Source organism: Pedobacter sp. MC2016-15 (assembly GCF_026239695.1).
In the GTDB taxonomy this organism is placed as follows: domain Bacteria; phylum Bacteroidota; class Bacteroidia; order Sphingobacteriales; family Sphingobacteriaceae; genus Pedobacter.
Map to the genome: position 1 here is coordinate 268,146 of NZ_JAPIVS010000002.1, position 25,992 is coordinate 294,137.

At 42.4% G+C, this 25,992-nt stretch carries 22 protein-coding genes and 1 riboswitch; of the genes, 9 read left to right on the plus strand and 13 right to left on the minus strand.

Annotated features, from left to right (window positions below):
- Positions 1 to 17: 17 nt before the first annotated feature.
- The 3 genes from pyrH (at position 18) to OQY15_RS05915 (ending at position 3,157) form a co-directional block, all read left to right on the plus strand.
- Entirely contained in the window at positions 18 to 725 is a 708-nt protein-coding gene (gene pyrH, locus OQY15_RS05905) for a UMP kinase (RefSeq protein ID WP_265788921.1), read from the plus strand.
- Between the two features lie 36 nt (positions 726 to 761).
- A complete protein-coding gene (gene frr, locus OQY15_RS05910; RefSeq protein WP_265788923.1) occupies positions 762 to 1,325 on the plus strand; it encodes a ribosome recycling factor in 564 nt (187 codons plus the stop codon).
- Between the two features lie 92 nt (positions 1,326 to 1,417).
- Positions 1,418 to 3,157, plus strand: coding sequence for an ABC transporter ATP-binding protein (locus OQY15_RS05915; protein ID WP_265788925.1), 1,740 nt, complete (start codon positions 1,418 to 1,420; stop codon positions 3,155 to 3,157).
- Positions 3,158 to 3,163: 6 nt separating this feature from the next.
- On the opposite strand, the gene OQY15_RS05920 is transcribed toward OQY15_RS05915, so the two are convergent.
- On the minus strand, positions 3,164 to 3,688 hold the full coding sequence (locus OQY15_RS05920; protein WP_265788927.1) for an isoprenylcysteine carboxylmethyltransferase family protein: 525 nt from the start codon (positions 3,686 to 3,688) through the stop codon (positions 3,164 to 3,166).
- A 250-nt stretch (positions 3,689 to 3,938) separates the two neighbouring features.
- Between OQY15_RS05920 and OQY15_RS05925 the strand changes: the two genes are divergently transcribed.
- The 3 genes from OQY15_RS05925 to OQY15_RS05935 are packed head-to-tail and all read left to right on the plus strand — an operon-like array spanning position 3,939 to position 8,422.
- Positions 3,939 to 5,456, plus strand: a complete 1,518-nt coding sequence (locus OQY15_RS05925; RefSeq protein ID WP_265788929.1) for an alpha-L-arabinofuranosidase C-terminal domain-containing protein — start codon at positions 3,939 to 3,941, stop codon at positions 5,454 to 5,456.
- A gap of 1 nt (position 5,457) precedes the next feature.
- Positions 5,458 to 6,447: a glycoside hydrolase family 43 protein gene (locus OQY15_RS05930; protein WP_265788932.1), complete on the plus strand. Its 990-nt coding sequence runs from the start codon at positions 5,458 to 5,460 to the stop codon at positions 6,445 to 6,447.
- Between the two features lies 1 nt (position 6,448).
- Positions 6,449 to 8,422: an alpha-L-arabinofuranosidase C-terminal domain-containing protein gene (locus OQY15_RS05935; protein WP_265788934.1), complete on the plus strand. Its 1,974-nt coding sequence runs from the start codon at positions 6,449 to 6,451 to the stop codon at positions 8,420 to 8,422.
- 8 nt (positions 8,423 to 8,430) lie between these two features.
- Here OQY15_RS05935 and OQY15_RS05940 read toward each other — a convergent pair whose 3' ends face one another.
- From OQY15_RS05940 to OQY15_RS05965, 6 genes are all read right to left on the minus strand, one after another.
- Complete coding sequence (locus tag OQY15_RS05940) at positions 8,431 to 9,714, minus strand: MFS transporter (RefSeq protein WP_265788936.1); 1,284 nt, start codon at positions 9,712 to 9,714, stop codon at positions 8,431 to 8,433.
- An 82-nt stretch (positions 9,715 to 9,796) separates the two neighbouring features.
- The gene (locus OQY15_RS05945; protein WP_265788938.1) at positions 9,797 to 10,429 is read right to left on the minus strand and encodes a thiamine phosphate synthase; all 633 of its coding nucleotides are present in this window, start codon (positions 10,427 to 10,429) and stop codon (positions 9,797 to 9,799) included.
- A 107-nt stretch (positions 10,430 to 10,536) separates the two neighbouring features.
- Entirely contained in the window at positions 10,537 to 12,948 is a 2,412-nt protein-coding gene (locus tag OQY15_RS05950) for a TonB-dependent receptor (protein ID WP_265788940.1), read from the minus strand.
- Positions 12,949 to 13,040: 92 nt separating this feature from the next.
- Positions 13,041 to 13,185, minus strand: a riboswitch (TPP riboswitch).
- 30 nt (positions 13,186 to 13,215) lie between these two features.
- On the minus strand, positions 13,216 to 13,734 hold the full coding sequence (locus OQY15_RS05955) for an ATP-binding protein (protein WP_265788942.1): 519 nt from the start codon (positions 13,732 to 13,734) through the stop codon (positions 13,216 to 13,218).
- Positions 13,731 to 14,351, minus strand: a complete 621-nt coding sequence (pnuC, locus tag OQY15_RS05960; RefSeq protein WP_265788944.1) for a nicotinamide riboside transporter PnuC — start codon at positions 14,349 to 14,351, stop codon at positions 13,731 to 13,733. Before pnuC ends, OQY15_RS05955 begins: the two co-directional genes overlap by 4 nt.
- Before the next feature lie 135 nt (positions 14,352 to 14,486).
- Entirely contained in the window at positions 14,487 to 15,008 is a 522-nt protein-coding gene (locus OQY15_RS05965) for a hypothetical protein (protein ID WP_265788946.1), read from the minus strand.
- A 275-nt stretch (positions 15,009 to 15,283) separates the two neighbouring features.
- On the opposite strand from OQY15_RS05965, the gene carB reads away from it, so the two are divergent.
- Positions 15,284 to 18,100, plus strand: a complete 2,817-nt coding sequence (carB, locus tag OQY15_RS05970) for a carbamoyl-phosphate synthase large subunit (RefSeq protein WP_265788948.1) — start codon at positions 15,284 to 15,286, stop codon at positions 18,098 to 18,100.
- Positions 18,101 to 18,154: 54 nt separating this feature from the next.
- On the opposite strand, the gene radA is transcribed toward carB, so the two are convergent.
- From radA to OQY15_RS05995, 5 genes are all read right to left on the minus strand, one after another.
- Entirely contained in the window at positions 18,155 to 19,531 is a 1,377-nt protein-coding gene (radA, locus tag OQY15_RS05975) for a DNA repair protein RadA (protein ID WP_265788950.1), read from the minus strand.
- Between the two features lie 112 nt (positions 19,532 to 19,643).
- On the minus strand, positions 19,644 to 21,194 hold the full coding sequence (locus OQY15_RS05980) for an Rne/Rng family ribonuclease (protein WP_265788952.1): 1,551 nt from the start codon (positions 21,192 to 21,194) through the stop codon (positions 19,644 to 19,646).
- Positions 21,195 to 21,323: 129 nt separating this feature from the next.
- Positions 21,324 to 21,413, minus strand: a complete 90-nt coding sequence (locus OQY15_RS22430) for a hypothetical protein (protein ID WP_008506795.1) — start codon at positions 21,411 to 21,413, stop codon at positions 21,324 to 21,326.
- 36 nt (positions 21,414 to 21,449) lie between these two features.
- Entirely contained in the window at positions 21,450 to 22,310 is an 861-nt protein-coding gene (locus tag OQY15_RS05990; protein ID WP_265788975.1) for a hypothetical protein, read from the minus strand.
- A gap of 10 nt (positions 22,311 to 22,320) precedes the next feature.
- Positions 22,321 to 22,623 carry an HU family DNA-binding protein gene (locus tag OQY15_RS05995; RefSeq protein WP_041883022.1) on the minus strand — a complete coding sequence of 101 codons (303 nt, stop codon included), beginning with the start codon at positions 22,621 to 22,623 and terminating at the stop codon, positions 22,321 to 22,323.
- Positions 22,624 to 22,879: 256 nt separating this feature from the next.
- On the opposite strand from OQY15_RS05995, the gene mutY reads away from it, so the two are divergent.
- Both mutY and OQY15_RS06005 read left to right on the plus strand, forming a co-directional pair.
- Positions 22,880 to 23,929, plus strand: coding sequence for an A/G-specific adenine glycosylase (gene mutY / locus OQY15_RS06000; RefSeq protein WP_265788980.1), 1,050 nt, complete (start codon positions 22,880 to 22,882; stop codon positions 23,927 to 23,929).
- A gap of 16 nt (positions 23,930 to 23,945) precedes the next feature.
- The gene (locus OQY15_RS06005) at positions 23,946 to 24,371 is read left to right on the plus strand and encodes a single-stranded DNA-binding protein (RefSeq protein ID WP_265788982.1); all 426 of its coding nucleotides are present in this window, start codon (positions 23,946 to 23,948) and stop codon (positions 24,369 to 24,371) included.
- 69 nt (positions 24,372 to 24,440) lie between these two features.
- Here the strand turns inward: OQY15_RS06005 and OQY15_RS06010 are convergent, their stop codons facing one another.
- The gene (locus OQY15_RS06010) at positions 24,441 to 25,958 is read right to left on the minus strand and encodes a DUF4270 family protein (protein WP_265788984.1); all 1,518 of its coding nucleotides are present in this window, start codon (positions 25,956 to 25,958) and stop codon (positions 24,441 to 24,443) included.
- Positions 25,959 to 25,992 lie beyond the last annotated feature (34 nt).

Consider the following 25,992-nt stretch of genomic DNA (forward strand, 5'->3'; position numbering starts at 1 on the left):
TAGTTATTTTTGGAGTCATGAAGTACAAAAGGATCCTACTTAAGTTAAGCGGCGAATCGCTGATGGGCGATAAGCAATACGGTATAGACAATGCACGCGTAAAACAATACGCTGAAGACATCAAAGCTGTTCATGCCCAGGGGCTGGAAATCGCAATTGTTATTGGCGGCGGTAATATTTTCAGGGGTCTGAGTGCAGAAAAATCGGGGATGGACAGAGCCCAGGCAGATTATATGGGTATGCTGGCCACAGTGATCAACAGTATGGCCTTACAGGATGCGCTGGAGAAAGTTGGCCTGAAAACCAGGTTGCTTACTGCCATCAAAATGGAGCAGATTTGTGAGCCATTTATCCGTAGAAGAGCTGTACGCCACCTTGAAAAAGGACGTGTAGTGATCTTTGGTGCCGGTACAGGAAACCCTTACTTCACTACGGATTCTGCCGCTGCACTTCGTGCCATTGAAATCAAAGCAGATGTTGTACTGAAAGGTACACGTGTGGATGGTATTTATACTGCCGATCCGGAGAAAGATCCTACAGCAACACGCTATTCGGAGATCTCTTTTAAAGAAGTATATGCCAAAGGCCTGAACGTAATGGATATGACAGCTTTTACACTTTGTGAGGAAAACGAACTACCAATCATTGTCTTTGATATGAACAAACACGGTAACTTCATGAAAATCGCTCAGGGCGAAGAAATAGGTACCCTGGTTAAAGGCTAGATTAAAGAGAAATATATTTTTGATAAACAGTAAATTATGAACGACCTCATAAAAAAACAATTACAGGATGCTCAGGCAACAATGGATAAAGCGATTGCGCATTGTGAATCTGAATTGACTAAAATAAGGGCAGGAAAAGCTTCCTCAGGTATGCTGGACGGAATTACAGTTGACTATTATGGAAGTGCTACTCCTCTGGCTAATGTAGCAAGTATCAATACTCCGGATGCGCGTACTATCCTTGTACAGCCCTGGGAAAAAAATATGCTTGTGCCGATTGAACGTGCAATCATGGAAGCCAATATCGGTATTAACCCTCAGAATGATGGTGTGGTGATCCGTTTGGGTGTACCTCCACTGACTGAGGAACGTAGAAAAGACCTGGTTAAAAAGGTAAAAGAGGAAGCAGAACGCGGCCGTATCACTGTACGCAATATCCGTAAAGATGCCAATGAGAAAATCAAAAGACTGAAAGGCGAAGGCGTTTCTGATGATGAGATCAAAACTGGTGAAGCGGAAGTACAGAAAATTACTGATGCTTATATCGTGAAGGTTGACAAACACGCCGAAGCAAAAGAGAAAGATGTGATGACGGTTTAACCGAAATTAAATATAATACAATAGTCAATAAAAAGGGAATGTAGCGAAAGCTATATTCCCTTTGTTTATTTTTGCGGCCTACTTATCCTTGCATGAACTTATTAGTACAATATCTAAAGAATTATAAATGGGTTGTGTGTCTTGCACTTTTACTTGCAGCCATAAATATTGCCTTCTCCTTACTTGATCCATATATTACCGGACGCATTGTTGACCGTTTTATTGAGAAAAAAGACGTCCTGAACCGCAGTGAGTTTATCTATGGTGTTTTAGGTCTTGTGGGAATGAGTGTGGGTGCCGCAATGGTATCCCGGATCGCGAAAAACTTTCAGGATTACTTCACCAGCATCATTGTACAGAAAGTAGGTGCCCAGATGTATGCTGACGGATTAAAACACTCTCTGGAATTACCTTATCAGGTTTTTGAAGATCAGCGTAGTGGTGAAACGCTGGGGATTTTACAGAAAGTGAGGCTGGACAGTGAGAAGTTTATCACGTCTTTCATCAGTATTTTGTTTGTCAGTCTGATCGGGATGGTTTTTGTGATCGTTTATTCGGTTGCAGTGAGTTATAAGGTGACCCTTATTTATTTTGCGGCTATTCCCATTATCAGCTTTGTTAGCTGGTTCCTGAGCAGAAAAATCAAAACTATACAACGTAAAATTGTGACGGAAACGACTTCTCTGGCAGGGTCCACTACTGAGTCGTTGAGAAATATAGAGCTCGTAAAGAGTCTTGGGCTTGCGAATCAGGAAATTGAACGTCTCAATAAAACCACCTATAAAATTCTTGGTCTGGAACTGCAGAAGGTAAAATATGTACGGAGCATGAGCTTTGTACAGGGTACAACTGTCAATCTTGTGCGAAGCATCATGGTAGTGGTACTGCTGATCCTGATTTTTGAAAACACTATCTCGGCGGGGCAGTACTTTTCATTTCTCTTTTATTCATTTTTCCTGTTTGGACCATTACAGGAGCTTGGAAATGTGATCCTTTCCTGGCGTGAGGCAGAAGTATCTTTAGGGAACTTTAAAAATATTCTGAATACTCCGGTTGATCAGAAACCTGCGAATCCTAAGGTGCTTAGTAAGATTACCTCACTGGAATTTTCTGATTTGAGCTTCAGACACCTGACGGGTAAAAGCAATGCCCTGAACGAGATCAGTTTTAAGGTAAAGGATGGGGAGACAATTGCTTTTGTAGGACCTTCAGGATCTGGTAAAACAACACTGGTAAAGTTATTGGTAGGTTTATATCAGCCCGTTATCGGCGAAGTATTGTATAATGATATCAGCAGTCGTGAAATAGATCTTGATCTGCTGAGAGAGAAGATCGGCTTTGTGACACAGGATACACAGTTGTTTTCCGGTACAATCAGGGAAAACCTGCAGTTTGTACGTCCCGGTGCCACAGATGAAGAATGCCTGAAGGTAATGGAGCAGGCGGCTTGTCAGTCGCTGCTGGCACGTGCCGACAAAGGACTGGATACAGTAATTGGCGAAGGTGGTGTGAAAGTATCAGGCGGAGAGAAACAGCGTTTGTCTATCGCAAGGGCCTTGTTACGCAGACCGGATATCCTGGTATTTGATGAGGCGACCTCATCATTGGACTCCATTACTGAAGAAGAGATTACAGCAACAATCAGGGATGTATCTGAACTAACGAACCATATTACTATTCTCATTGCGCACAGGCTATCTACAATCCGCCACGCAGACAGGATCTATGTGCTGGAGAAAGGACAAATTATCGAACAGGGTGAACATGCGGCTCTTCTTGCTGAGAAAGGTCTGTATTATGCGATGTGGCGCCAGCAGGTAGGAGAAAGATAATCCTCCTTACCGGTAATCGTCAAAGATGAATTTCATGATCCGCTCTTCCTGGATAATACGGGTGATGAGTGGAATTAAATAAATGGGCAAACCGATAGCCATTACGTACCAGGCATGGAAGATCATGCCTGCACCCGTCAGCTCGAGGATATCGCCCAGATAATATCCCGGGTGCCTGAAGTACTTAAACAGAAAGCTCCTGTTGATGACATGAATATGTTTTGGCGCAATAATCAGCTTAATGGTCCAGATGTAGCTGAGCTTGTATATGAGATAGTAAATCACAAGGATTGAAAAGGCATATATTAATAATCCAGCCCATGAAATCAGATCTCTGCCCCAGCTGCCCTTACTGAGACCTTCGGTGATACAGGCGCCATAATAGAGAAAGTGGCAACTGATTAATATCAGGGTATTGATGCCACCAAACTCTTTCCCTCCCTTTTGTTTTAACGCTTTTTCATTCTTTCCGGAAATCATCACGGTATAAAATCTTGCGATCAGGATTACAACAAAAGGTACAGTTATCATTTGGTTAGGTATTTAGTAAAGGCAAAAGTCTGATATCATTCAGCTACAGCCAATCCCCAAAGCCGGGGGTTTTGTTCATCAGGACAAGCATTAATCAAAATCCCTGTGATTTTAAATGTTAACATGACATTTAAAATAATTATTCCTACATTAGGTTTATAATCGATTTTGTCGATTTAGCATTACAACCAAATATAAAGTTCCAGCTATGAAAGATCGCCATCATTATTTTCCACCTGTTCGCCAATTGATGATTTTGTCATTATTGATGATCAGTGCATTCAGCAGTGCTTTTGCTCAGCAGAACATGGTTATTTTACATGATGATCAACCTTCAGGTAAAATAAGTAAACATATCTATGGGCATTTTGCAGAGCATCTGGGGAGGTGTATTTATGATGGGTTTTATGTGGGTGACAGTTCTTCCATACCGAATACGGCAGGTGTAAGAAATGATATTGTTGCCGCTCTGAAAAATCTGAATATTCCAAATCTGAGATGGCCCGGGGGATGTTTTGCCGACAGGTATCATTGGAAAGACGGAGTGGGACCTAAATCAGAGCGTCCTTCAATTGTGAACACGATGTGGGGAGGGGTAACGGAAGACAATAGCTTCGGAACGCATGATTTCCTCAATATGTGCAACTTGTTAGGGACAGAACCCTATCTGGCAGGAAATACAGGTAGCGGAACAGTACAGGAACTTGCAGACTGGGTACAATATGTGAATTTTGAGGGTAAGAGCCCAATGTCTGATCTCCGTGTTAAAAACGGACAGAGCAAACCCTGGAATGTTAAATTCTGGGGCGTAGGCAATGAAGCCTGGGGTTGCGGAGGAAATATGACGCCAGAGTATTATGTGGGCGAATACCGCAGGTACTCTACTTTTATGGAAGGAAAAGATTTATTCAAAATTGCTTCGGGTGCGAATGTTGATGACTACCACTGGACGGAAACGCTCATGAAAGGAATACCATTAAGGATGATGGACGGCATTGCGCTGCACCATTATTCATTCCCCAGCTGGGATAAAAAAGGTCCCTCAACGGGATTTAGTGAGCAGCAGTATTTTGAGACGATGAAAACGGCGCTGAGAATGGATGAGCTGATTGTTAAACATACAGCGATCATGGATAAATACGATCCTAAGAAAAAGGTGGCGCTGGTGGTGGATGAATGGGGAGGATGGTGGAATGTGGAAGAGGGCACAAATCCTGGATTCTTATACCAGCAAAACACGATGCGGGACGCAATGATTGCGGGTGCAACACTGAACATTTTTAATAACCATAGTGACAGGGTGAGGATCGCCAATCTGGCGCAATGTGTAAACGTATTGCAGGCGGTTATCCTGACCAGTAAGGAAAAGATGCTGCTTTCCCCTACGTACCATGTAATGGAGATGTATAAGGTACACCAGGACGCTACGCTGCTTCCGGTAGAAGTGAAATCTGACGATTATGTTTTTGGACAAGAGAAGCTGCCATCGGTATCTGTCTCTGCTTCGAAAGATGGGAAGGGACTGACGCATATTTCGCTGGTGAATATCAACCGGAATAAAGCTGAGGAGATAGAGATTGTACTTTCTGGTAAAGCCTACAAATTAGTTAAAGGGAGAATTCTGGCGTCGGCGAAGGTAGACGATCATAATACTTTTGAAAATCCAGATTTTATCAAGCCCGCTGTGTTTAAAGGGGCAACACTAAAAGACGGAAAGCTGAAAGTTAAACTTCCGCCATTCTCCCTGGCCGTATTAGAATTAAACTAAAATGATGAACACAAAATCTTTCTTTGGGATGCTGCGCGGGTATGCACTTTTATTGCTCAGCTCTTTGACTTTAGGAGTACGAGCCCAGCAAGCCACTGTCGTGCAGGGCAATCCTATTATCACGGATAAGTATACGGCTGATCCATCAGCCATGGTGTATAAAGACAAGGTATACTTATATGCAGGTCATGATGAGGCTCCAGCGAAACAGGAGCGTTATATGATGCACGAGTGGCTGGTCTATTCTTCGGACAACATGACCGACTGGAAGGGGCATCCCTCACCATTAAAAGCTAAAGACTTCGCCTGGGCAAAAGGGGATGCCTGGGCATCACAGGCGATCGAGAGGAATGGTAAATTTTACTGGTACGTAGCGGTGGAACATGGAAGTATTAAAGGTAAAGCCATAGGTGTGGCAGTTGCTGACAATCCGCTGGGGCCTTTTAAAGATGCCCGCGGCTCGGCAATTATTACAAACGACATGACTACTGAGGAAACTAAAATCAGCTGGGATGATATTGATCCTACAGTGTTTATTGATGATGACGGGCAGGCTTACCTTTTCTGGGGCAATACGCAATGTTACTACATTAAGCTGAAAGAAAATATGGTTGATCAGGATGGCCCTATCCAAAAGGTTAGCCTTCCAAATTTTACGGAAGCTCCATGGTTACACAAGCGCAAAGGCTGGTACTACCTGTCGTATGCCTACCAGTTTCCGGAAAAGATTGCCTATGCGATGAGCCGCAAAATCACAGGCCCCTGGGAATTTAAGGGCATTCTGAATGAGGTGGCAGGAAATTCAAATACCAACCACCAGGCGATCATTGATTTTAAAGGCAAATCATATTTTATTTACCACAATGGTTCTATCCCCAATGATGGCGGAAGTTTCAGACGTTCGGTTTGTATAGACAGGCTGTATTACAATGCTGACGGTACAATGAAACGGATTATCATGACTACTGAAGGATTAAAAGCAACACAATAATATGTCGGGCAAATACTTAATTTCTGCTTTACTAGCGCTCAGTACCATAGGTGTAAAGGCACAGAAAAATATTACCGTGAATCCGGATAAGGTAATATCAAAGGTACAGCCGGAGATGTGGGGGGTGTTTTTCGAAGATATCAATATGGGAGCAGACGGCGGGATATATGCCGAATTGATCAAAAACCGCTCTTTTGAATTCTATAAACCCTTGATGGGATGGAAAACAAAGGGCGACAAGTTAAAAGAGGGCGACCTGCTGGTGTTGAACAGGAAGGAAAAGGATTCCAACAATCCCCGGTATCTGCATGTGACCTCGAGAGCTATCCAGAAGGGCGACCTGAGTATGACCAATGAAGGTTTCAAGGGTATCGGTGTGAAGAAAGGCTTGTCGTACGATTTCTCGGTGTATTACAGGCAGGCTGCTCCCGGAGTGAAGCTACATGCAGAATTGGTTGACAGCACTGGCAAAGTGCTGGGAAGTGCCCTGCTAAATCCGGAGAGGTCAGATAATCAATGGGCCCTGCAATCAGTTACGTTTAACGCATCAGAAACGGTGCAAAATGCAAAATTCACGCTCTGGTTTGAAGGCAGTGGTGAGATCGATCTTGATATCATCTCGCTGTTTCCTGGAGATACCTGGAAAAATAGAAAAGGCGGGCTGCGTGGTGACATGGTACGGATGCTGGCGGATATGAAGCCTGGTTTTATCCGTTTCCCGGGAGGATGTATTGTTGAAGGATATGATCTTTCTACACGCTACCAATGGAAAAAAACGGTAGGGCCAGTCGCGAACAGGAAGCTGATCGTGAACCGCTGGAATACTGAATTTGCACATCGGCCTGCGCCCGACTACTATCAAACTTTCGGATTGGGATTTTTTGAATATTTCCAGCTGGCAGAGGATATTGGTGCTGAACCATTGCCCATCCTCAACTGTGGTATGGCCTGTCAGTTTAATAGTGCTGAACTGGTGCCATTGGATGAACTGGAGCCGTATATCCAGGATGCGCTGGACCTGGTTGAGTTTGCCAATGGCGATGTGAGTACCGAATGGGGCAAGCTGCGCGCAGACATGGGACACCCGGCGCCGTTCAATCTGAAGATGATGGGTGTAGGAAATGAAAACTGGGGTCCGCAATACCTGGAGCGGCTGGCTCTATTTACCAAAGCCATGAAAAGCCGTCATCCTGAAATAAAACTGATTAACAGCTCAGGGACAGATCCCGAGGGGGAGCGCTTCGACTTGCTGAATACTTCGCTCAGGAAGATGAAAGCAGACGTTATTGACGAGCACTATTACCGTACACCAGAGTGGTTCCTGAAAAATGCAACGCGTTACGATAACTATGACAGAAAGGGCGCGAAGGTTTTTGCCGGGGAATATGCGGCACAAAGTGTAGGCACTGCCAAGGCCACCAATAAGAACAACTGGCAATGTGCTATAGCAGAGGCCGCTTTTATGACCGGCCTGGAGCGCAATGCAGAGGTGGTACATATGGCTTCCTATGCCCCGCTATTTGCACATGCAGAGGGCTGGCAGTGGACTCCGGATATGATCTGGGTGGATAACCTGCGTGTATACGGAACACCAAACTATTATGTACAGCAGCTATATTCGTTGAACAAAGGTACGGACGTAGTGAGTATTCTTGCTGACCAGCAGGTGGTAGCCGGGCAGGAGGGTATTTATGCCTCCGCGGTACTGGATAGTAAAACAAAGGAGCTGATTATCAAGGTGGTCAATACTTCTGCTATCGCGCATAGCAGAAGCGTGGTGATTGAAGGGGCAAAGAAACTGGCGGCTAAAGGGAAACTGACGGTGATGGAGAATACCAACCTGAATGCAGTTAATTCTTTTGATAATGCCATCAATCTGAGTCCGAAGCAAGGGGAAATCAAGATTAAAAATAATACGCTTTCCCTGGTGATGCAGCCTTATTCGTTTAATATGGTACGGGTAGCGCTCAGGTAACTGAGCGCTTATTGTGTTTTTGTATCCTGATCATTGATCTCCTGCAGGCTTAAGCCCAGCAGGCTTTTAGTCTTCGAATAGGTAATGCCAGCGACGAGTATGGTCATGCATCCACCAAATACTACCGCCGGTACTGTGCGCATGAGTTTAGCTGTGAGCCCGGATTCAAAAGCACCAATTTCATTGGAAGAACCTATAAACATGCTGTTAACAGCCGATACCCGGCCCCGCATATCGTCAGGAGTGAGCAACTGCATAATGGTAGATCTGATGATTACACTGATACTATCAAATGATCCTTCGAGGAATAAGAAGATAAGCGTAAGATAGAAGTTCTTAGAGAGTCCGTAGCAGATAATACTTGTACCAAAACCTACAACGGCAATAAGAAGGTTTCTCCAGGGTCTGTTCATCGGTGAAATCCTGGTCATGGCCAGCATCGTTAACACAGCTCCAGCCGAGGCTGAGGCACGCATTAAACCTAATCCTTCTGATCCAACTTTCAGAATATCATTAGCAAATACAGGCAACAATGCAACGGCACCACCAAAGAATACGGAAAACAGATCGAGGCTCATTGCGCCAAGCATCATTTTATTTTTAAATACAAACTTTACACCTGCTGTGAGGCTGGTTATGATGTTTTCTTTAGGAATAAACCTTGGGGGATGTGACTTCAGAAAGAAGATACAAACCAGGGCGATAAAGATAAATGCCAGAATGATCAGGTAAGTAGTGGTGATCCCAAAAAAACCGTAGATCAGTCCCCCTGCAGCGGGACCGAGAATGGAAGCCGACATGTAAGATGAGCTGTTCCAGGTAGTAGAGTTGGGATACAATTCCTTGGGAATGATTTCTGCCATTAGCGAAAAGGTAGCGGGACCAAAGAAACCGCGCGCCATTCCGATACCAAAAACCATCGTATACATGATAGGTACGATATAGCTCACCGGAACATAGGCATGCATCTGACTGGAAGTAGCCACCAGCATGACGAGAGAGCAGAGGAAAACACAGCTGAAGATTTTTAAGAGGAGTCCTCGTTTTTCAGATTTATCAGCCACATATCCTCCATAAAGGGCAATACTAATTGCGGGGATAGCCTCGCATAGCCCGATAAGACCCAGGGCCAGGGGGTCTTTAGTCAAATGATAGATATGAAAGCCAATGATAACGGCCTGCATCTGATAAGCGAACGTGAAGAAGAGACGCATGCCAAGGTAAGATCTGAATTCTCTGTACCTGAGGGCAGCATAAGGGTCCTGTTTGTCAATAAATTTGGGGCTGTCCAAGAGTAAATAATTTTTGACAAATGTAGGTTATACATAAATAACACGTGCTATACAGACATGCTATTTATGTATAATATTACTGCTACATGATCTTGTCGTAAAAACTCTGGTATGCCAGGGTCATATCTTCTGACTGATTGATTGCCGATGAAGCGGCAATGCCAAAAATACCAGTAGCCATGAGGGCATCCACATCATCGATGGTAATACCTCCCACTGCCAGTACCGGCAGATCTATTTCTTTTTCCTTCAACAGGGCTGCTACTTTTTTGTAGCCTTCGAGACCCAGTAAAGGAGAATTATTTGGTTTGGTAGTAGTAATGCTGAAAGGGCCACAGCCAGCATAATCTACGCCTTCAGCAGCAAGTCGGAATAAACCTTCGGCTGTATTCGAAGATCCACCTATAGTGATATCTTCGCCGAGCTGTTTACGCAAGGCTATAAAGTCAGCATCCATATCTTCTATATGAAAACCCTGGATATCTGCTTTTCTGTTTAGATGAATATGGTTTGTTACAATCAAAGTAGCACCCCAGTCATCACATATTTCTGCAATGACATGAATATCTTGTAGAAGTGCCTCATCATCTTTGCTCAGGCAGCGGTACTGGATCCATTTCGCTCCTGCTTCACAGGCGATCCTCGCCTGCTCGATATGCGTCAACTGATCTATATCATGTGTGATAAACTGAAACTTTTCAATGAATTTTTTCATCAGAATAAAATTGTTTTTAATGGTTATGAAGCTTGCATAAGATTATTCGTTACTGTTCGTAAGATGTAATCTTATGCAGGTTTCATACCTGCGAATCTACGCCTTTATTAAAATTTAACGTTGAGGGAAAGTAAAAAGTTAGTTCCTGCCTGTGGGAAATAGAAATTTTCATCAGTTCTGCTGCCTCCGCTTAAATAGCCATAAGTGTAACCATTACTCTCGAATTTTTTGTTCAGGATGTTATTTGCGAGTAATCCAATGTTCATATTCTTAACTCCCTTAAAGCTGAAATCGTAACCGAAACGTGCATTATTAACCCAATAACCATTCAGTTTTCTGTTTTCATTCTGGGTATTATCCATATACTGTTTGCTCACATACTTGCTCTGCAGTGCTACGGCGAAGCCACTGAACGGTTTATATACCAGTTCACCAAATACTACAGCATCAGGAGAGAAGGAAATATCAGGATTACTGTAATTATTTACTTCCTCTACATTAGTATCATAGTTGAAAATGTACTCCGAGAAGTTTTTGATCTTGTTCCTGCTGAATGCGGCATTGGCATTTACCTGGAAGAAACGGCTAAGAGTGTAAGAGCCATCAAACTCTACGCCGAGCCTGGAGCTTTCAGGGACATTCTGACGGATGCTGGCACCCACGTCACTAAGCTTTCCTGTCACTACGAGCTGATCTTTGTAGAACATCGCATATACGTTAATCCCGGCACTGAAACCGGAGTGTTTGATCCTGTAGCCAGCCTCAACATCATACAGACGTTCGGGCTGTGGCAATGTACCTACGTTTGCATTTACATAATCATCGCGGTTCCCTTCTTTATTTGCGATGCTCAGGGAAGCATAAATATTGCTTTTGGGATCTACAAAATAGGTTGCTCCTACTTTAGGGTTGAAGAAATTCCGTGTGTCATGAACATTGAGTGGCAAAAGATCATTGTCATTCCCTGTGATATCATATTTAACTCTTCTATATTGAAGATCTGCAAATAAGCTCAGTTTTTCAACCGGATTGTAGGCTATCTTTCCGAAGATATTAAAGTCGTTTTTGTTACCGTCCCCATCATAATAATGATCGGAATTGTTCAGTGTTGACGATACCTGCGACCAGGTGATCTGACCATAGTGCTGCCCACGGTATTCGTTATAAGCACCACCAAGGGTAAAGTTCAGATTGGAAGCCGCTTTATAGTTGAACGCATAGGTTGCTCCGTAAAAATCGTTGTTCAGCCATCTTCTGCGAACCAGGTCTGTAGTTTCTACGGGCGCACCGTTGATCACAGGGTTTGGCAATCCATACGCCGAAAATTCCTGATCATTTTTAAACTCCTCAAAGTACCCTTTTCCGTGAGTATAGTGTAAAGCACCGTTGAACGAAAAGCGATCGCTAAGTTGGTTAGCGTATAACAACTGGTAATGATCCTGCTGATAATTATCGTTCTGATCTTTGTATAAGAATGAATTATATTTTCTGCTGTCAGAGTTGAGCAGGTTTGCCGCATCGGTTGCATTGAGCCCGTTTCTGGCAATATAGTCGTTCATCCCCTGTATGTCTCCCCTGAGTCTGGATTCCGGTACCCCGTTCCAGGACTGATAGGTTTTCTCTGTTCCTGAAAACACGTTGATGCGCAGCAGGTCAGTTTTACCATGATAGGCACCCGACAGGAAATATGATTTCAGAAGGGAGGCGCCGCGGTCTACAAATCCGTCAGATGAGATACGTGAAAGGCGTCCGTCAAAACTGAATTTATTATCAATCAGTCCTGTTCCAAGTTTTACAGTATTCTTGAGCGTATTGAAGGTTCCGTATGTAGAGTTTACTTCTGCATAGGGCAACAGTTCTGGCGCTGAAGTCTGGATATTTAAACTTCCGCCGAAAGCACCGGCACCGTTGGTAGAGGTTCCTACACCGCGCTGGATCTGTATGTTCTCTACCGAGGAAGCAAAATCCGGCATGTTTACCCAAAATGTTCCCTGACTTTCGGAATCGTTCATGGGAATGCCATTAACAGTAACATTTACCCTTGTGGCATCACTTCCACGGATACGGATTCCTGTATATCCTACGCCGGCACCAGCATCTGAAGTTACTACCACTCCGGGAGTGTTGTTAATGATAAATGGTAGATCCTGGCCAAAATTATTTGCAGTGACTTCAGATTTACTGAGGTTCTTATAAGTAGTACCGGATTTTTCCGTTGCACGCGTAGCCATAACAATGACCTCATCAGCAAGGAATGCGGAAGGTACCAGACTCAGATCTAATGTCTGGTCGCTGCCAACCTCAATCTGCCTCTGGAGGGTTTCATAGCCGATGTAGCTAACAAGAAGCATGTATTTTCCTGCTTTGATGTTTGTAAGCTGATATTTACCAGTTGCATCAGTTGTTGCAGCTTTACCGGTGCCTTTGAGCAGGATGTTTGCTCCAGGCAGAATCTTTTGATTTGTTTTTTCAGAAACTGATCCCGAAAGAGTGAACTGCGCTTTAGTAAATAAAGGCATGAGCAATACGGCTATTGCTAGTGTCAGTAATTTTTTCAATTTATGTATTGCATTTTAGTAAAACCTGCTGTACAGAGGGGCAATACAGCATAATTAAACATAACTCCAATCCCTACGCCGGCATTACCCGGATCAGGTGCATATTTGAGCAGAAGAATGGTCATCTGATCAAATAATGGGTTTGATCTCAGCCTGTCTTTGTGTTTTTTACAAAACAAGGCACCCCTTTTGATATCGGCAAATGTATAAATTTTTTTCGCTATTCCACTATTGGGCCAGAAAAGCGTCAACAGCGGCGATTGCATTCTGCAGCCGGTCTTCGATGCCGCCAATTAATACGTAATTGGCACCCAGGTTCTGAAGTTCCTTGTACCAGATATTCATGAAATGCTCACGCATGTGTGGGAAATCGCGCAGAGGGTCTTCTTCCCAGGGAAGATCGATGTCGAGCAGGAGGTACAGATCGTAGGTTCGTTCCCTGAGTGCATCGAGTACAATCTCTGGAGTTTCGCCCAGCATCTCGTCACTCCAGATTTTTACGGTTAAAAAGGTAGTATCGCAAAAGATGAAGTCGTTCTCTGTCATAGCCAGTACAGATTCTTCAAGGGCCACCTGCCCGTGGAACATATTAATTTCGTCCTGCATTGTACATGGGCCGGTAAGGGCGGCGCAGTAATACCTTGCAAATTCTGCCACCCAGAGGGTTTGATAGTGTTTTGCCAGTAACTTCGTGATGGTGGATTTTCCGGTGCTTTCAGGACCTACAATAGCTATCTTTCTGATCATACTGTTTCTTTAAGAGTGTGTTTCCATTGTCTGTAGCCCATCCAGGCAATATATATGTATAGCGCGTACATGATAGCTGTGGCATAAAGGTCTTTGGATACATAAACACCGACATAGATGATATCGACAAAAATCCATATGAGCCAGTTTTGGAGTACTTTCCTGGCCAGGAATATCTGGGCAATCAAGCTGCAGGCGGTGCAAAAACTGTCAATAAAGGGAAATGAAGCATCAGTATTTTGCCTCAGGATGAAACCCAGGACAAAGGTGAAAACGATTACACCGGCGGCCGATAACAGTATCTCCTTCCGGGTAATCTGGCTTACAGGTGTCGGTATTGCTGTGCTCTTCCGGTTTTTATTCCAGAAATACCAGCCATAGACATTCATCAGCAGAAAATAGACCTGCAAGCCCATATCAGCATAGAGCTTGCTATCATAAAAGATGAAGATATAGATGATTACACTGACGATGGCAATTGGCCAGTTAAGGATGTTGTTCTTTGCCGCCAGCCAGACACAAAGTATTCCTGAAACGACACCGCACCATTCCAGCCAGCCTGTCTGCGTTAGAAATTGTACAATGCTGTCTTTTACCGCCTCTGCGAATGCTACCATGTGCCAAATGTAATTATCCTTTGATTAATATTTATTCAAAAAAAATCCAGTAGAGATGAACGTCTCTACCGGATAATAAACCAAACAAACTATTTATGAAGAATACCCTCGTGCAATAAATTGCAGAGGATGCTTTTATTTGCGTTGTGGTGAAGCGCTAAAGCTTAGCGAAGTCCTCACGCTTACATCAGTTTTCAGGCTATCCCTCAACACATATTCCATGCGTATTTTAAGGCTGTTACCTTTGATGTACTTATCAAAAAAACGTGAATTGTCGATGTCTAGTACAAGGTCAGAACCGATATGTTCGGAAACATCGTTTCTTGACGCTACCATGACTTCATCTTTGCTCCCATTGGATATAAAGATCTTAACCGATTTAAACATGCCCATACTCTGGTTGCCGGGATTAGTAGCGATGAGCCTGGCAGAAGCAATTTTTATATCCTGGATATACTGATTACCATTTACATTACCCAGTGATTCGTCAAAACTTCCTGCATTGCTGCTGGCAGATAAGGTAGTGTCGCTTTTTGAAGAAGCGGGAACAACAAGAGTAGTGGTATAAGGGAAACTGGATTTGATAATGGACTGAACGGTACCACATCCGGCGAATAGTATGATAGCAGCTAGTGCTGCAAATAACATTTTGTTCATGAAACTTGAATTTTTAGTTCCCAATATTAACGAATAAAAGCAAATCCGGGTATCGACTTTCAAAATAATGACGGCGATCTGAACAAGCTTTCTAAGCCAAAGTGCTTATTTATCCATTTTTTAAAAAATCTGAACTTTTGTCAGCTAAAACTGTATCTTTGCATCCCGACAGAAGAGTCGGGATTCTTTAGCATAGCAACAACAATCTCGCCGGCTATCATGGTCTCAAAAGACCACAATTTTTACTTACAATACTTTAGACTTTTTAAAGCCTTATGCCTAAAGACACCTCCATACGTTCAGTATTGATCATCGGATCTGGACCTATTATCATTGGCCAAGCCTGTGAGTTTGATTACTCAGGATCTCAAGCCGCTCTCTCCTTAAAAGAAGAAGGAATTGAAGTTTCAATTATCAACTCCAATCCTGCAACAATCATGACTGACAAGGTTATTGCAGACCATGTTTATCTCAGACCTTTAACGATTGCCTCTATTGAGCAAATCCTGCAGGAACGTAAGATCGATGCAGTATTGCCTACTATGGGTGGCCAGACAGCATTGAACCTTTGTGTAGAGGCTGAAGAAAATGGCATCTGGGAAAAGTACGGTGTGAAGATCATTGGTGTTGACGTTGCGGCCATCGAGAAAACAGAGAATAGAGAAGCTTTCCGCCAGTTAATGGTAGATATTGGTGTAGGTGTGGCACCTTCAAAAATTGCCAACTCATTCCTGGAAGGAAAAGAGGCTGCCCAGGAAATAGGTTATCCCCTGGTAATTCGTCCTTCTTACACTTTAGGAGGTTCTGGTGGTGGTTTTGTTCATAAAAAAGAAGAATTTGATGCTGCGCTGAAACGCGGACTTGAAGCTTCTCCAACACACGAGGTTTTGGTTGAGCAGGCTGTTTTAGGCTGGAAAGAATATGAGCTTGAACTTTTAAGGGATAGCAACGATAATGTGATCATCATCTGTTCTATTGAGAACTTTGACCCAATGGGTATCCATACAGGAGATTCGATTACTGTAGCTCCTGCCATGACATTGTCTGACAGCTGTTACCAGGAGATGCGTAACCAGGCGATCAAAATGATGCGTGCCATCGGTAATTTTGCCGGAGGGTGTAACGTACAGTTCTCTGTAAATCCTGATAATGATGATATCATCGCTATCGAGATCAACCCAAGGGTTTCACGCTCTTCAGCACTTGCGAGTAAAGCTACAGGTTACCCGATTGCTAAAATTGCTGCTAAGCTGGCGATTGGCTATAACCTGGATGAAATAGAAAATCAGATCACTAAAACTACTTCGGCTTACTTTGAGCCAACGCTGGATTATGTGATTGTAAAAATACCAAGATGGAACTTTGACAAGTTCAAAGGTGCCAATACTGAACTTGGCCTTCAGATGAAAGCTGTAGGTGAAGTAATGGCAATTGGCCGTACTTTCATCGAGGCATTGCAAAAAGCTTGTCAGAGTCTTGAAGTTGGACGCGCCGGATTAGGTGCTGATGGCAGACACAACAGGAGCATTGAAGAAATTATGCATGGCCTGGAGCACGCCAGCTGGAACCGCCTGTTCCTGATTAAGGACGCGATGAGCATGGGTGTTCCACTGGAGTCTATCCGTAAGGTAACCCGCATCGATAAATGGTTCCTTTCACAAATCCAGGAACTTGTTTTCCTTGAAACTGAACTGAAACGTTATTCATTAACCAATATACCAAAAGACTTTTTCTTCAACCTGAAACAGAAAGGATTCTCTGATGTTCAGATTTCTTACCTTTTGGGTAACGTAACTGAGGATGAAGTATATGAGCGCAGAAAATCTTTAGGGATCAGACGTGTGTATAAAATGGTAGATACCTGTGCTGCGGAATTTGCTGCACAAACACCGTACTACTACTCAACTTTTGAAGATGAGAATGAATCTATTCCATCAGATAAGAAAAAGGTGATTGTACTGGGTTCTGGCCCTAACCGTATCGGTCAGGGGATAGAATTTGATTATTCTTGTGTACACGGTTTGTTAGCAGCAAAAGAATCAGGATTTGAGTCGATCATGATCAACTGTAACCCTGAGACGGTTTCTACCGACTTTAACATGGCGGATAAGTTATACTTTGAGCCTGTATTCTGGGAGCATGTACGTGAAATCATCGAATTGGAAAACCCTGTTGGGGTGATCGTACAGTTAGGTGGACAAACCGCCTTGAAAATGGCTGAGAAACTTGAGCAGAATGGAATTAAGATCATCGGTACTGCTTACAATGATATGGATATCGCTGAAGATCGCGGTCGTTTCTCAGACTTGCTGAAAGAACTTGAAATTCCTTATCCTAAATATGGTGTTGCAGAGAATGCTGAAGAAGCAATTGTTGTTGCAAATGAAGTAGGATATCCTGTACTGGTTCGTCCGAGTTATGTATTGGGCGGACAGGGTATGAGCATAGTAATCAATGATGAAGACCTGGAGAAAGCAGTAGTGAAGTTGCTGGGCGATTTGCCGGGTAACAGGGTGCTGATTGACCATTTCCTTGACAGGGCAGAAGAGACTGAATCTGACTCGATCAGCGACGGTGATGATGTACATATTGTAGGTCTGATGGAACACATTGAGCCTGCTGGTATCCACTCAGGTGATTCATTCGCAGTATTGCCTCCTTTCAGCCTTTCAGAGAAGGTGATTAACGATATGGAGACTTACTCTAAGAAAATCGCAAGAGCTTTAAACGTAAGGGGATTGCTAAACATTCAGTTTGCTGTGAAGGATGAAAAGGTATATGTAATCGAAGCAAATCCAAGAGCTTCGAGAACGGTTCCTTTTATCGCTAAGGCTTATGATGTTCCGTACATCAATATTGCTGCAAAGATCATGCTGGGCGTGAATAAACTAAAAGACTTCACTATCGAGCGTAAACTGGAAGGTTATGCGATTAAAGAGCCTGTGTTCTCTTATGATAAATTCCCTGAAGTAACCAAAGAGCTTGGTCCGGAGATGAAATCTACAGGAGAGTCGATCCGTTTCATCAAAGACCTGGAAGACCCTTATTTCAAAAAGTTATACAAAGACAAATCAATGTACTTGTCTAAATAAAATACCGTAATGAATTTTAGCCTGTAAGCTTCTGCTTACAGGCTTTTTTTGTTTTTAGCCAAATAGCATAGAGAATACGTCTTCAATTTTGCTGACGCCGGTTACTTCGATGTTGTATTTTTCCAGCACTAATCCTTTGAGGTTATAATTTGATACAAATATTCGCTCAAATCCTAATTTATCCGCTTCCGATATTCTTTGTTCAATACGATTAACCGCTCTGATTTCTCCTGAAAGGCCAACTTCAGCTGCGAAGCAGATCTTTGAAGAGATAGAGATATCTTCATGGGAAGAAATGATAGCTGCCAGAATAGCCAGATCAATTGCCGGGTCTTCTACTTTAATACCCCCCGCGAGATTGAGGAAAACGTCTCGTGTGCTGAGCCTGAATCCACAGCGTTTTTCCAGTACAGCCAGCAGCATGTTCATCCTTTTAGTGTCGAAGCCCGTAGCCGAGCGCTGAGGTGTTCCATAAGCTGCAACGCTGACTAAGGCCTGCGTTTCTATTAACATTGGTCTGGCGCCTTCTAATGTGGCTGCAATCGCAATCCCGCTCAGCTCTTCATCACGCTGTGACAACAAAATCTCTGAAGGATTGGAAACCTGTCTGAGGCCTCCGCTATGCATGGCATAAATACCGAGTTCGGCTGCGGCGCCAAACCTGTTCTTTACAGAACGAAGTATGCGATAAACATGATGCCTGTCACCTTCAAACTGAAGTACAGTGTCAACCATATGTTCCAGGATTTTCGGTCCTGCAATCGCGCCGTCCTTTGTAATATGGCCAATCAGGAAAACTGGGGTGTCTGTCTCCTTTGCAAACCGAAGGAGCTCGGCGGTACATTCCCTGACTTGCGAGACGCTGCCGGGCGTGGATTCGATATGTGCCGAGTGCAGGGTCTGGATAGAATCTACAATGATGATATCCGGGTCCAGAGCCTCAATTTGTTTGAATATGTTTTGTGTAGAGGTCTCAGTTAAAATGTAACAGTCTGCAGTTGGTGCTGTGGTGATTCTTTCTGCACGCATTTTGATCTGCTGCTCACTTTCTTCACCGGAAACATAAAGCACTTTCTTTCCTGCAATATTCAGGGCCAGCTGTAACATCAGTGTTGATTTGCCGATGCCTGGTTCGCCTCCAATAAGAATTACCGAGCCTGCCACCAATCCGCCGCCCAGTACGCGGTCCAGCTCCAGATCGCTGGTAGAGATCTTTTGTTCTGTGGAGGAAGCAATATCTGCCAGCTTATTGGGTTTATTTGATCTTTTGGTGGTTCCTGAGGTTTCCCATGCCGGCACTTTGGCACCAGGTTTTTCAACCACCTCTTCTACAAAAGTATTCCAGGAATTGCAGGAAGGGCATTTACCCAACCACTTGGCTGATTCATAGCCACAACTCTGACAAAAATATGCTGATTTAATTTTAGCCAATTGATTTGATTTAGAAAACGAATTTAATGAATAATAAATGGAATGGGATAAAATAACTAAGCCTGACGCTTATTCAGGTCAGGCTTTAGCTATGATGTCTTGAACACGGGTTCTACAACTTTATTTCCTCGTCTTTAGAAGAAATAAAATGGAACTCTGTTAATGTGTAAGACGGAACCGCCTTCACTTTAATTTTCTGGCCGAATTTGAAAAACCATTTCCATTGTAATGAATAAATACCTTTTTTGATGAAGGCTTCAATATATGGATGTACACAGAGTGTGATGTTCTTTTCGTTCTGCTCTCTTAAAATGTAATTCATGTTGCTCTCGATATCATCCATGAGGACGATACTTGCTTTGATCTCTCCAGTACCGTGGCACATTGGACAAACTTCGCTGGTTACAATATTCATTTCCGGACGAACACGCTGACGTGTGATCTGTACGAGGCCAAATTTACTTGGCGGAAGAATAGTGTGTTTTGCACGGTCCAGCAACATCAGTTCGCGGAGGTAGTCAAACAACATTTTACGGTTAGCTGGTTTGTGCATATCGATAAAGTCGATGACCACAATACCGCCCATATCACGCAGTCTGAGCTGGCGTGCAATTTCTTTTGCTGCCTCTTTGTTTACCTGAAGCGCATTGTCTTCCTGGTTTTCTTTGTTGGCAGTTCTGTTACCACTGTTTACATCTACAACATGTAGTGCTTCTGTATGTTCAACAACAAGATATGCACCACCGGCAAGATTTACTGTTTTACCAAAACCATTCTTGATTTGCTTTTCAATGCCGAAATGGTCGAAAATAGGTTCTTTGTGTTTATAAGGTTTTACAATTTTCTCCATTTCCGGAGAAATCTCATGAACATAAGAACGGATATCTTCATAGAGGCCTGCATCGTTCACATAAACGTTGGTGAAGTCGGAACTTAAAATATCACGTATCAGTGTTGATGTACGATCCATTTCTCCCCAAACGCGTTTGGAAGGTTCTGCTTCAGGCAGCTTTTTGATAAATGTTCCCCATTTGGAGACAGAATCAAGCAAATCTTTTTGTAATTCTTCTACTCCCTTGCCTTCAGAAACTGTTCTGATAATGACACCAAAATTTTTGGGCTTAATACTTTCAATAATCTTTTTTAAACGATTACGTTCGGTATTGCTTTTAATCTTTTTTGAAATAGAAATTACATTAGAAAATGGAACCAGTACAATGTACCGTCCTGCAATAGATAGATCAGAGCTTAAACGCGGTCCTTTAGTTGAAATAGGCTCTTTGGCTATTTGAACAGGTATAAGCATGTTTTTGGAGACAACTTCAGATATTTTGCCAGCCTTATTAATATCGGCTTCAAGCTTTAAATTGTCTAATAATGTTCCACTAACAGTGCCATTCCGCTTAATTTTTGTAAGCTTCAATAAAGATTGAACTTGCGGACCAAGATCGAAATAATGCAAAAAAGCATCTTTCTCATAACCAACATCTACAAACGCAGCATTTAGCCCCGGCATAATCTTTTTTATGCGGCCTAAATAAATGTCGCCTACGGCGTAGTTTGTGTTAATTTGTTCCTTATGAAGTTCTACAAGTTGTTTATCTTCAATCAAAGCTATGGTTACTCCCGTGGGAGATGAATCGATAATTAATTCCTTTACCAAAAGCTATACATTATAAGGGATTGCTCCCCCCATTAAACACATGGACTGAATAAATAAAAAAACAAATCAACGAAGAATAGATACGAGGAGTAAATCCTGTATCTATCATTCGTTGATCCTGAAGAAAAACTATTTTTTCTTATGTCTGTTTTTTCTTAAACGTTTTTTACGTTTGTGGGTAGCCATTTTATGTCTTTTTCTTTTTTTACCGCTTGGCATAATTTGTAAGTTTTAAATATTTTGATAATCTGTTTATTAGTTTTTGGTGTTCAGCTCTTTTACTTTTTTATCGATGAAATTCGATAGGGTAACATTAGCTGCCAATTTTTTACTGTTCAGGTAAGCATCAACTGCCTCCTTATTTTTACCAAGGTTCTCATAAGCTGTAGCCAGATAGAAATAAGCATCTGGTGAAGGCTTTGTAGCGATAATATCGTTAAACCTGGTAATTGCTTTGTCGAACTGTCCTGATTTGATAGCGAAGGTTCCTAAGCTCATATTTGCTTTAAGGTTTTTCGGATCCTTTTTAACTACGTCCAGTAACATGGCTATACCTGACATAGGCGCACCCATTCCGTCAACTATAGTGATTCCAAGACCTGTTTTAGCTTCAAGATTAGTTGAGTCAAGTGCAACAGCGTTTGTATAAGCTGTATTTGCTTTCTGCAACAGCACGGGAGAGATTAAACTATCCTGTGTGGTGTCGAATGCTTTCATCAGTCTGCCACCTGCGGCTAGCCAGCTATTGAGGCTTTTTTCGCTGCCGGCAATGATTTCCAGATATAACGCGCTTGGTACAGTTTGCTCAACATCGTCCCACTTCTCTGCCAGAACCTTTGCAGCATTATTTTTTTCACTATCTGATGCAGTATTATATGCATTTTCTAATGTTGTAATCTCTGCCGCTAAGTTAGCATTGATAGAATTTTTTGCAGTGGTAGATACTTCTGTCAGATTGATTGTACTTCCAGCTGAAGTGAGCTGCCCAACTGCGGGAACTCCCGTAGTTGCCTGCTTTGGCTTCACTAAACCTTTAATATCCCTGGTAAACAAGAAAACTGCAAGCAGTACAACTGCTCCAATTATGATAGTTTGTTTAGACCGGATAGTATTCATCGTCAGCAGATTAAGCTTCTACGCTTAGTTTTTTTGAATTGTTTTTCACTTTATCAACAAATACTTTTGCTGGTTTGAAGCTTGGTACAAAATGCTCAGGGATGATGATTGCAGTGTTTTTAGAAATATTTCTAGCTGTTTTTTGTGCTCTCTTTTTAACAACAAAACTTCCAAAACCTCTAACATAAACATTCTCGCCGCCGATCATGCTACTTTTGATCACCTTGAAAAACGCCTCAACGGTTTCTTGTACATCTACTTTCTCAATTCCTGTTTTTGTTGATATTTCTGAAATAATATCTGCCTTAGTCATATTTTCTATTATTAATTGTTGTGTGTTTAATATTTATAAGTGATTTGGGGTTGCAAAAGTATTGCTTTTTAATGAGATAGGAAAATAAAAGATCAATTATTTATGTGGATTTGTATCAGGGAATTGCAAGTTTTAAATTTTGTAAGTCCCGCCTTCCTTTGTTCGATGCTTCATTTCCATAATTCTAATGTGAAATTCAAAGCTCAAAAATATTAAATTTTCAATAATTTCTGGATTAGAATGTACTTTTGGGGTTATGGCATTTCAGCAAGAGATTATCAATTGGTATTTAAGCAACAAAAGAAGCCTTCCATGGCGAGATACACAGGATGCCTACGTGATATGGCTATCTGAAATTATTTTACAGCAGACACGCGTGGAGCAGGGGCTTCCCTATTTCAACAGATTTCTTGAAGCCTATCCGACAGTGATTGATTTTGCTGCCGCTACTGAGACGCAAATCCTAAAACTATGGCAGGGATTGGGATACTATTCCAGAGGAAGAAATATGTTATTCACGGCAAGGCAGATTATGGAGTTACATGACGGTGTTTTTCCGGTAAAATATGAAAGCCTGATTCATCTCAAAGGTGTTGGCGAATATACTGCCGCCGCCATTTCATCCTTTTCTTCAGGAGAGGCAAGGGCTGTGCTTGATGGCAATGTATTTCGTGTACTCGCCCGTTATTTTGGAATTGATACGCCGATAAACAGTACAGCAGGTAAAAAACAATTCTCTGAACTGGCACAATCTTTAATTGATCTTGATGACCCTGCAATATATAATCAGGCAATCATGGAGTTTGGAGCCTTACAATGCAAGCCAAAATCACCTGACTGTTCATCCTGTCCTGTACAGGTTTCCTGTTATGCCAAAAATAATAATTTAATTTCTGCGCTTCCGGTTAAGCTAAAAAAGCTCAAAGTGAAGACCCGTCACATCAATTATTTTATCTGCCAGGATGGTGATCAGATATTAGTTAGTAAAAGGATTTATGATGATATCTGGCAGCATTTATATGACTTCCCAAGTATCGAAACTGTTGAACCTGCAAGGCTTGAAAATGAACATTTTATTAACAATGTTAAACAAAACTTTGGTGAGAATGTTACTCTTCTTCCGTTGATGGAAATGAAACATTTGCTGACGCATCAAATTATATACGTCCAGTTTTTTGCTTTAAGTAATTATATCGTTAACTTTAATATTAACGCAGAAGCAAAGTGGGTCTCATGGGCAGACTTTGACCAGCTTCCGCAACCAAAAATTCTAACCAAATTTATTAACAACTATTTTAACAAATAGTAAACACTCCAAATTCATGTCAGGTATTAACAAAGTAATTTTAGTAGGACATTTAGGCAAGGATCCTGAAGTTCGTCACTTAGATGGTGGTGTAACCGTTGCCAGCTTTCCGTTAGCTACGTCAGAAACTTATAATAAAGACGGGAAGCGCGTGGAGCAAACCGAATGGCATAATATAGTACTGTGGAGAGGATTGGCCGAAGTAGCATCCAAATACTTACAAAAGGGGAAACTCGTTTATATAGAGGGGAAATTAAGAACGCGCTCTTTCGAAGACAGAGAGAAAGTTAAAAAATACGTTACCGAAGTTGTTGCAGAGAATTTTACCATTCTGGGGCGTAAGAGCGACTTTGAAAATACTCCTGCCCACAGTAATGCTACGCCTAAAAGCGAGAATGAATATCTTGATGCAGAACAGGTGTCTGGAGATCTTCCGTTTTAAGTGCTGATAATCCCATAAACAAGAAAGGCCGTTCTTCTGAACGGCCTTTCTTGTTTATGGGATTGCTTACTATTGAGCAGTAGTTTTTACATAGTAGATATTCAGTCTGATCTTTCTGTTATTGGTGTTGTTGAAAGACCCGATAACCACCCTGCCAGCTGAAGTGGGCGCCGGATAGGCATAGTTGGAGACAACCGGGGCAGCGTTCTGTGCAGAGGTTAAAGTATTATTGATATAACCTACGCTTGTGACATCCGTAGCAATCGGTGCCAGGAAGGTGCCATAATCAATAATTTTCCCGTCAACCAGATCCTGGACGTAGTTTGTGACGTTAAAAGAGTAACTGTTTTGCAGATATCCGGTTTTAACAAATCTGTAGAATCCATCAAATTTAACACCTGAAGCTGCAGTGCGTGAATCACCAGTAGTGTTGGTGGACGAGTAAGGGTTACCATCCGATATCAGCTGTCTTTGTCCTGCGATATCAAGTCTGTACATCGCCAGACGTGGTGGAATCTTGAACGGAATTGAATCTGCAGGATCACTGCTGTCAATAACCAACTCTGCCTTATTGATCACAATTTTAGAACCCAGGCTTGCAGTGAGGTTTTTTAGATAAGGGAAACTTATCCTGTTTCTGATTCCGCTCATTGCCTGAAGATACGTTACCTGATAGTCGCCAGGGGTATTAATCTGTGTCGCTACAGGGGTATTTGTGTAATCATGGGCAACAGTTGCCGCAACTGCATTAGTTGCTGTACTGATTGGAAAAGCTTTATAAATGGTGTCAGTTTGTGTAGTTGTTGTAGCATTCTGCTGCCTGTAATAGATCTCAAGGTTTGATGTAGTACCAGCAAAATTTAAAAACATTATTCCACCTGTACCAGTTGTGGTTGCTGTAACTTTCAGTCCTTTAAATGCTGCGTTGAATCTGGCATTGGTAGTCAGCGTCAATGAGTCAAGCACAGCAATTTTATTTCTGATCATTTCGGAGTTCAGCCTGATCCTGATCTGTGGCAATTGTACAACTGCAGTATCGGCTCCGCCAGTAACAATAGTTGTAACTTTTACTTTAGTATTTGGTCTTGCAGGACCGGAACGTGTGCCCAGCACATCTCCTGAAGCATAGTTTTTAGTGCTTAGCCATGAAGACTGTGTAGAAAGGTTTTCTGTGAGCTGGCTAACCGTAATATTATAATTAGCGGTACTGTCTCCGTAAAATTCTCTCGCTCTGGCATTAAGAGAATCTGTTGAATAAGACAGAACCAGGACTGCAGAGTCAATAGTAACGGGTGTTGTACTGAAGCTGGTAGCAGTGGAACCCGGCAGGTTGACAGACATGGCGAGGCTTGCTGTTGTTGAACCAAAAATAGCATCCCTCATCAATCCGAGAGGGTATCTGGTTGGATTACCGGCGGAGTTGGCTCCATAAAAAGTTTCTGTAGCTTCGTCTTTTACAGTTCTGGATGTTACGGTTACTGTATCTAAAAGTGTTCCGGAAACAGCATTGGCAGGATCTACATCGAGTCCGATGCTGCTGGAGTCTTTACAAGACGAAAAAAGAAAAAGACTTATTAACAGGGTCAATAAGTCTAGTTTTGTAAATTTCATATTTAAATTA

Bases quoted from the DNA above. Each gene is read 5' to 3' on its own strand.
- OQY15_RS05950 (WP_265788940.1), bottom strand. From the start codon at position 12,948: ATGCCTTTATTTACTAAAGCGCAGTTCACTCTTTCGGGATCAGTTTCT.
- carB (WP_265788948.1), top strand. From the start codon at position 15,284: ATGCCTAAAGACACCTCCATACGTTCAGTATTGATCATCGGATCTGGA.
- OQY15_RS05955 (WP_265788942.1), bottom strand. From the start codon at position 13,734: ATGATCAGAAAGATAGCTATTGTAGGTCCTGAAAGCACCGGAAAATCC.
- OQY15_RS06005 (WP_265788982.1), top strand. From the start codon at position 23,946: ATGTCAGGTATTAACAAAGTAATTTTAGTAGGACATTTAGGCAAGGAT.
- OQY15_RS05930 (WP_265788932.1), top strand. From the start codon at position 5,458: ATGATGAACACAAAATCTTTCTTTGGGATGCTGCGCGGGTATGCACTT.
- OQY15_RS05995 (WP_041883022.1), bottom strand. From the start codon at position 22,623: ATGACTAAGGCAGATATTATTTCAGAAATATCAACAAAAACAGGAATT.
- OQY15_RS05925 (WP_265788929.1), top strand. From the start codon at position 3,939: ATGATTTTGTCATTATTGATGATCAGTGCATTCAGCAGTGCTTTTGCT.
- frr (WP_265788923.1), top strand. From the start codon at position 762: ATGAACGACCTCATAAAAAAACAATTACAGGATGCTCAGGCAACAATG.
- pnuC (WP_265788944.1), bottom strand. From the start codon at position 14,351: ATGGTAGCATTCGCAGAGGCGGTAAAAGACAGCATTGTACAATTTCTA.
- OQY15_RS22430 (WP_008506795.1), bottom strand. From the start codon at position 21,413: ATGCCAAGCGGTAAAAAAAGAAAAAGACATAAAATGGCTACCCACAAA.
- OQY15_RS05965 (WP_265788946.1), bottom strand. From the start codon at position 15,008: ATGAACAAAATGTTATTTGCAGCACTAGCTGCTATCATACTATTCGCC.
- OQY15_RS05945 (WP_265788938.1), bottom strand. From the start codon at position 10,429: ATGAAAAAATTCATTGAAAAGTTTCAGTTTATCACACATGATATAGAT.
- OQY15_RS05935 (WP_265788934.1), top strand. From the start codon at position 6,449: ATGTCGGGCAAATACTTAATTTCTGCTTTACTAGCGCTCAGTACCATA.
- pyrH (WP_265788921.1), top strand. From the start codon at position 18: ATGAAGTACAAAAGGATCCTACTTAAGTTAAGCGGCGAATCGCTGATG.
- OQY15_RS05915 (WP_265788925.1), top strand. From the start codon at position 1,418: ATGAACTTATTAGTACAATATCTAAAGAATTATAAATGGGTTGTGTGT.
- OQY15_RS05920 (WP_265788927.1), bottom strand. From the start codon at position 3,688: ATGATAACTGTACCTTTTGTTGTAATCCTGATCGCAAGATTTTATACC.
- OQY15_RS05990 (WP_265788975.1), bottom strand. From the start codon at position 22,310: ATGAATACTATCCGGTCTAAACAAACTATCATAATTGGAGCAGTTGTA.
- mutY (WP_265788980.1), top strand. From the start codon at position 22,880: ATGGCATTTCAGCAAGAGATTATCAATTGGTATTTAAGCAACAAAAGA.